This window comes from uncultured Aquincola sp. (assembly GCF_964001545.1).
Classification (GTDB): Bacteria; Pseudomonadota; Gammaproteobacteria; order Burkholderiales; family Burkholderiaceae_C; genus Aquincola.
On record NZ_CAXFDV010000185.1, the window covers coordinates 1 to 7336 of the forward strand.

The window sequence follows — 7336 nt, forward strand, 5'->3', positions numbered from 1 at the left end:
AGTCACGCTCCGCCTGTTCCACCCACACCCGCGCCCGCTCCCGCGCGCCGGCCAGGCCCAGGGGGTGGGCCCGGTGGATTTGCAACTGCGCCATCTTGTCTCCGTCTTGTGCTGCGCGCAGCCGGACGATGCCGGCTGCGGGCATTGGAGGCGGAGGGTGGCGCGAGGGTTCCGCGGGGGCAGGCGGTTACTTCCACTCCCTTTGAGCCAAGGCGAATGCCGCAGCCCACAGCGGGCAGGACTTCTTGACGGTTGCGTCGGTGGCCAAGCGAAGAAGCGCATTGCCGAGCGCCTTGCCCACTACTTCGCCGGCAGTGCTGTCCAACTCGGTATGCAAGCCCATGCGAACCCGGTCCTTCGTCAGCTCCCGCGCGAGAGTTTCTAGCTGGCCGGTCTGCGCGGCATCGAGTTTGGCCAACGCGGGCAGCAACACCTGGAGTGCCGCCAGCACGGCGGCATGACCGCCCGGGTAGCTGGTGGTCGCTGGCACCGGCAAGAGCGGAACGACGGGTTGGCCCTTGTCCCAATCACCGGGCCGAGGCACGTTCATGCCCCGTTTGAGGCGGTTGACCACCAGCATCGTCACCGAAGTCAGCGCGTCGACAACCGCGACAGTGTGACGGATGGCGTCTGGCTTGGCGCTCAACGCACCCAGCATGACGAGCAGACCAACCTGGGGTTCGCTCGCGTGGAGCGCGGCTTCCAACAGGCGGCTCGGATCAAGCTGCACCTTGCCCACCGCCTCGTCGAACTCGGACTTTTGTCTTGACTGGCCTCCCGCGCTCGCCACCGCCTTGCCATCCACCGTCCAGTCCAACGACCAGGCATCAAGACCCAGGGCCGTCCAGCCGGTACCGGTCTGGTGGACCGGACGATGCCGAGCCAGGTCCCAAGCCAAGAGGCCGCGCAGAGTTTCTGCGTCCAGGTCTTTCCACTCATCGGCTATCGCGAGCGTATCGGCGTCCAGCGCGGACAGGTCCAACGCCGCAGCAGGCGTCTTGAGCACTGGAATCGTGCGCAGGTACGCAGCCCGCAGCACGATGTCGTCCACATCCTGGCTCTGAACCTGGGCCAGCCTCTGGTGGCTCTTCGGGGGTGTCGTCGCAGTCATCGTCCATCTCTCCTTGCGTCGGTCAAAGCGGAATCTCGGCGGCCAGCAGCGCTTCGGCCTGGCGGCGGGCCAGGGGCGTGGCGGCGGCCAGGTGGTGATCGATGAAGCGCTGCACCGAAGCCTGCGGGCGCAGGGCCAGGTAGCGGCGGGCGGTGGCGCGGGCCTGGTCGGGCAGGCCGGCTTCCATCTGGGCGACGATGAGCTGCACCAGGCTGGACAGGTGCAGGCCGTTCTGCCGCACCGAGGCTTCGGCGCAGGCCAGGGCCTGCGCGAAGTTGCCGGCGGCGCTGTGCACGATGGAGGCCATCAGGTCGCGCAGGTAGCCCATCGGGTCCAGCGGCGACAAGCTGCTGCCGCGGTCCAGGTCGGCGGTGGCGCTGGGATCGCCCAGCATGGCCTTGAGGTTGGCCCGGAACAGCCAGGCCAGCGGCTCGTTGGGCGCACGCTCGGTGGCCTCGGTCAGGCCCTGCATGGCAGCCGCCGGGTCGCGGTCTTCAAAGGCCAGCAGGTGGCCGCGGATGGCCAGGGCCAGGCCTTGGTCGGCTTCGGTGTCCAGCGCCCGCGCCAGGCACTGGCGGGCGGCCTGCATGCTGCGCACCCGGTCTTCGCTGAACGACTGCGCCACCTGCAGGAAGTGCCACTTGGCAAACCAGGCCTGCACCTCGGGCGCGCGCGGGTGGCGGTCCACCAGGTGCAGCAGCAGTTGCTCGGCCTGCAGCACCTCGTCGCGCGACAGGCGGTGCAGCAGGTCCATCGCGCTGAGCAGCAGCGCATAGGCGGGCAGGTTGGGCAGTGCGCTGCGGTGCAGGCGCTGCAGCTGCCGGCGCACCAGGGCCTGGCACAAGGCATCGGCCACCCGCACCGAGAGTTCGTCGCCCGGCGCCATCAGCCCGTCCAGTGCCGATTCGAACTGCCCTGCCCACACCGGCGTGCCGCCTTCGTCCAGCTCCATCTGCAGCTGCAGCCGGCCGTTGCGCAGCGCCAGCTGGCCGCTGGCGCACAGGTCGAACTGCATGCCCTCACGCAGCGGCCCGGGGTCCAGCGCGCGGCGGTGCAGCGCCTGCACCGACAGCCGCGACACCACCTGCAGATCGCGTGAGCGGCCCAGCGCGGCCACCAGGTCGTCGGTGAGCACGCCGGCCAGCTCGGGCGGCAGCAGCGTGCCGGCCAGCGGCCGCAAGGGCAGCACCAGCAGCAGCGGACGTACCGGCCGCGGCGCCGGCAGACCGGGTTCGGCCGACAGCGCCGGTTCCGCGCCCACGGGCCGGGCGCGGTAGGCGCGGCAAGGCTGGTCGATGTGCTTCAAGAAGCAGTCGCCCAGGTCTTCCAGCGCCGCATGCACGCCCGGCACCAACTGCTCGCGCAGCTCGGCCGACACCACCACATCGCCCGGCCGGCCCAGCGCCGCCAGCCGCGCCGCCAGGTTGACGCCGGCGCCGAACACGTCCAGCTCGGTGACGATGACCTCGCACACATGCACGCCGATGCGCAGCAGCATCGCGGCTTCGGCCGGCAGGCCGGCGTTGCCGCGGGCGCACAGGGCCTGCAAGGCAAAGGCCGTGGCCACGGCCTGCGGCGCATCGCGAAACTCCAGCAGCATGCCGTCGCCCAGGCTTTTGACCAGCCGGCCGCCGTGGCCGGGCAGCAGCTCGTCGGTGGTGGTGCGGGTCAAGGCGCACCAGCGGGCGATCACCGCTTCTTCATGCGACAGCAGCAGCCGCACCGACTCCACCACGTCCACCACCACCACGGTGCGGCGCACGCGCGCCAGCGGCTGGGCAGACGGGGCATGGGCGTCGGGCTGTGGCATGGGCGGGGGTGGCGCAGCGGGCCGCAGCACGTGCCGGCTCCACCGCGCCGCAAGGCCGAAGGAAACCAGACGTTACGGCCGCCCCGCGCGGCCCGCATCCACACAACGGTGGAGCCGGCGCCTGCCGGCTGCGGACACCTAGCCCGGATCTTTCACGAACAGCTCGCTGATCTTCCTGGCGCAGGCGGGTGGGGGCTCTGGGTGGTGTCACTGGGGCATAGGCGGCCCAGCGCGGTTGGGAAGGCGAGGTTCGGACGCACCACCCCCTTACCCCCGTTGTTGTTCAGCGTGCCGGGGACAGCACTGGGCGGTGTTTATGGCGCCAGCGCTTGCGCGGCGCTGGCGAAGGCGCTGCGCATGGGATGGCTTGAAGCGAGCAGCACGCGCACACGGCGAGTGTTGCGCACGATGGCCGCGGCGATCTTGAGCAGCTTGACGCGGATGGTGGCCGTGCACGCCTGGGCCAGCTCGGTGCCGGCCAGGGCCTGGCGGCGCAGCTGGATCATCAGCGTGTAAGCCAGCGCGGCCAGCAGCAGGCGCAGCTGGTTGGCCCAGAAGCGGTGGCAGCTGGCGCGCCGGCCGAACAGATCGAGCTGCGCTTCCTTGATGCGGTTCTCGGCCTCGCCGCGGCTACAGTAGCGCTTGTCATACACGTACTTCGGATCGCCCTGCAAGCTGGTGACGATGAAGCGCGGGTTGGCTCCCTGCGGGCCATGCTCGAGGCGGGCGATCACGCGGCGCTGGCGGTCCCAACTGTCGGCGGCGTAGCCGAAGTCACCATGCAAACGCTGCTTGGTGCCACGGGCCTGGTACTGATCGGCCAGTGCCAGCATGGCCAGCTCTGAGCGCTGCAGCAGCCGGGCGTTCTTCTGCAGGCCCAGCACGTAGTCCACGCCCCAGCGGTCCAGGCGCCGCAGCACGCGCGGGCGGCAAAAGCCCGAGTCGCCGCGCACGACGATGCGCACCCGGGGCCAGGCCTGGCGAAGCGCGTCGATCAAGCGCTTGAGCAGCGCCGTGACCACGCTGGCCGGATCACGATCGCTCGGGCGCAGCACGCACGCCAGCAGGTCCTGGCCGCAGAACACGTACAGCGGCAAGTAGCAGTAGTTGTCGTAGTAGCCGTGGAAAAAGCCGCGCTCTTGCTGGCCGTGCAGCGGCACGTGCGTGGCGTCCACGTCCAGCACCAGCTCGCGCGGCGCGCGCTTGCCGCGGCGAATGGCAATGAATTGATCGAGCAGCACACCGTGCAGCGCCCAGGCCTGCGCGGGCGTGGCCGCGGTCTCCAGGCGGCTGAGCGTCGGGGCGCTGGCCAGTGCCTGGTCGCGCCCGACCGCGGTCTGCAGCGCCAGGTCCGAGCGCAGGGCGTTGTGGTCGCACACGTCGGCCCATCCCATGCACAGCCCGTACACGCGCTGGGCCACCATGCTGGCCACGCTGTGGTGCACCTTGCCCGCCTGCCGGTCATCGCCCAGCGCTGCGGCGGCCGCGGCCGTCAGTCCCAGGCGCTGGTCCATGCGCCGCAGCAACAGCACACCGCCTTCGCTGCTCAAGTCGCCACCGCTGAAGTCCGCCTCGATCACCCGGCGGCCCATGCGGCCGAAGTCGATCTTGTCGTGCGTACACTTTGGCATCGGCAGTCCTCGGTTGCCATAGGGGGTAAGAGTCCTATGACAACGCGCTTCGGCACGAGGCTGCCGACCTCCAGGTCGTGAAAGATCCGGGCTAGTGCCGATCCGCCGGCGACAGCCCCGGGTCGCCACCCATCGAAGGCGCGGCCTGCGCCGGTTGCCGCCGCTCGCGCGCCAGGTACGAGTACAGCACCGGCACCACCACCAGCGTGAGCAAGGTGCTGGTGATCACCCCGCCGATGATGGCGCGGCCCATCGGCGCCTGGATCTCGCCGCCTTCGTTCAAGGCCAGCGCCAGCGGCAGCATGCCGAACACCATGGCCGCGGTGGTCATGATGATGGGCCGCATGCGGATGAGGCCGGCCTGCAGCACCGCATCGGCCAGGCTGGCGCCTTCACGGCGCGCATGGTTGGCAAAGTCCACCAGCAAGATGGCGTTCTTGGTCACCAGGCCCATCAGCATCACCAGGCCGATCATGCTGAACAGGTTGAGGGTGGAGCGCCACAGCAGCAGCGCCAGCATCACGCCGATCAGCGCCAGCGGCAGGCTGGCCATGATGGCCAGCGGCTGCAGGAAGCTGCCGAACTGGCTGGCCAGCACGATGTAGATGAAGATGGCCGCCAGCGCCATCGCGGCCACCACGGCGGTGAAGGCTTCCTGCTGGTCCTTGGTGGCGCCGCCCACGTCGAAGCTGTAGCCCGGCGGCAGCTGCGTCTCTTTCACCAGCTTCTGCACCTCGGCGCCCACGTCGCCGGCGGGCCGGCCTTCCACGCCCGCGAACACCGCCTCGCGCCGCTGCAGGTTCTGCCGGCGGATCACCTCCGGGTTGACCACGGGCACGATGTCGGCCACCGCCTCCAGCGTGATGGGCGTGCCGTTGGCGGCAAAGGCCACCGGCAGCTGGCGCATCTGCGTGACCTGCTCGCGCAAGCGCTCGGGCAGGCGCAGCAGCACTTCCACCTGCTCGCCATCCGGCGTGGTCCAGTGGGTGGCGGCTTCGCCGTTCACATAGGCGCGCAGGCTGGCCGCGATCTGCGGCGCGGTCAGGCCCAGTTCACGCACCGCGTCGGGCTTCAGGCGCACCGCATAGGCGGGCATGCCGGGCTTGGCCGACACCTCCACGTCGACGATGCCGGGGATCTGCCGCACCTTGGCCGCGAACTCGTTGACCAGCTTGATCAAGCCTTCGGGGTCGCTGCCCAGCAGCGCCACGTAGATGGGCCGGTCGAAGCCCACCGACAGCTCGATGCCGGGGATGCGGGCCAACGCCTCGCGGATGGCGTCTTCCACCTCCTTCTGGCTGCGCGCGCGCTCGGCCCGGGGTTTGAGGCCGATGTTGAGCGTGCCCACGTTGCGGCCCACGGCCAGGCCTTCGCCATCGCCGCCCACGGTGGTGCTGACGCTTTGCACCTCGGGCATGGCCATCACGATCTGCTCGACCTGGCGGAACTTGTCGTCGGTGCGGGCCAGGCTGGCGCCCACCGGCATGCGCACCGACAGCTGAGTGAAGCCCTGGTCGGTCTGCGGGATGAACTCGGTGCCCACCAGCGGCACCAGGCCGATGGCCGCCACGAAGCTGAGCGCCCCCACGCCCAGCACGATGCCGCGCGGCGATACCCACAGCCAGCGCCAGCCGTAGCGCCGGCCGTTGAAGGTCCAGCGGATCAGCCGCTCATAGGCCACATGCAGCAGGTCCATGCCGCGGTCGGTGGCGCGGATGGCGTGGCCGATGACCGGCCAGTGCTTCATGCGCGCGCTGGGCGGGTCGTGCCAGACGGACGACAGCATGGGGTCGAGCGTGAAGCTGACGAACAGGCTCACCAGCACCGCCACCGTGACGGTGATGCCGAAGGGGTAGAAGAACTTGCCGACGATGCCGCCCATGAAGGCCACCGGCACGAACACCGCGCAGATGGCGAAGGTGGTGGCCATCACCGCCAGGCCGATCTCGGCGGTGCCGTCGAGCGAGGCCTGCCGGTGGCCCTTGCCCAGGCCCACGTGGCGCACGATGTTCTCGCGCACCACGATGGCATCGTCGATCAACAGGCCGATGCACAGGCTCAGCGCCATCATCGTCATGAAGTTGAGCGTGAAGCCGAAGGCATGCACAGCGATGAAGCTGGACACCACCGCAATGGGCAGCGTGAGCCCGGTGATGACGGTGCTGCGCCACGAATGCAGGAACAGGAAGACGATGGCAATGGTGAGCAGCGCGCCTTCGATCAGCGTGCGCTGCAGGCCCTTGAGCGACTGCTTGACCCAATCGCTGTTGGCATGGATGAGCTGCAGCTCCATGCCCGCCGGCAGCGTGGCGCGCAGCTCGTCCAGCGCGGCCTTGATGGCGTCGCCGGTGGCCACGATGTTGGCGTCCTGCTGCTTGAAGATGTTGAAGGTGACGGCGCTGCGGCCGTTGACGCGCGCCAGGTTGGTGGGCTCCTGCTCACGCTCCACCAGCGTGCCCAGGTCGCCCAGCCGCAGCGGCAGGCCATTGCGCAGGCCCACCACCGCATCGGCAAAGCGCTTGGGGTCGCGCACCATGCCTTCCACGCGCAGCATCGCGTCTTGCGTGCTGCCGGCCAGGATGCCCACCGCCTCGTCGCGGTTGACCGCGGCCAGCTGGGTGGCGATCTGCGCCGGGGTGATCTGGTAGGCGCGCAAACGCTCGGGGTCGAGGTCGATGCGCACCTCGCGCTTGGTCAGGCCCGCCACGTCCACCCGCGCCACGCCGGCCACGCGCACCAGGCGCTTGCTGGCGGTCTGGTCGGCGTAGATCGACAGCTCACGCG

General features: G+C 69.9%; 4 protein-coding genes. All 4 read right to left on the bottom strand.

Going from position 1 to position 7336, the window contains the following annotated elements:
- Positions 1–187 precede the first annotated feature (187 nt).
- A complete protein-coding gene (locus tag ABNT58_RS06350; protein ID WP_348752661.1) occupies positions 188–1111 on the bottom strand; it encodes a hypothetical protein in 924 nt (307 codons plus the stop codon).
- 22 nt (positions 1112–1133) lie between these two features.
- Positions 1134–2921: an adenylate/guanylate cyclase domain-containing protein gene (locus tag ABNT58_RS06355; RefSeq protein ID WP_348752662.1), complete on the bottom strand. Its 1788-nt coding sequence runs from the start codon at positions 2919–2921 to the stop codon at positions 1134–1136.
- Between the two features lie 314 nt (positions 2922–3235).
- Entirely contained in the window at positions 3236–4552 is a 1317-nt protein-coding gene (locus ABNT58_RS06360; protein WP_348752663.1) for an IS1380 family transposase, read from the bottom strand.
- Between the two features lie 91 nt (positions 4553–4643).
- Positions 4644–7336: efflux RND transporter permease subunit (locus ABNT58_RS06365; RefSeq protein ID WP_348752664.1), on the bottom strand; the 2693-nt coding region annotated here is incomplete at its 5' end.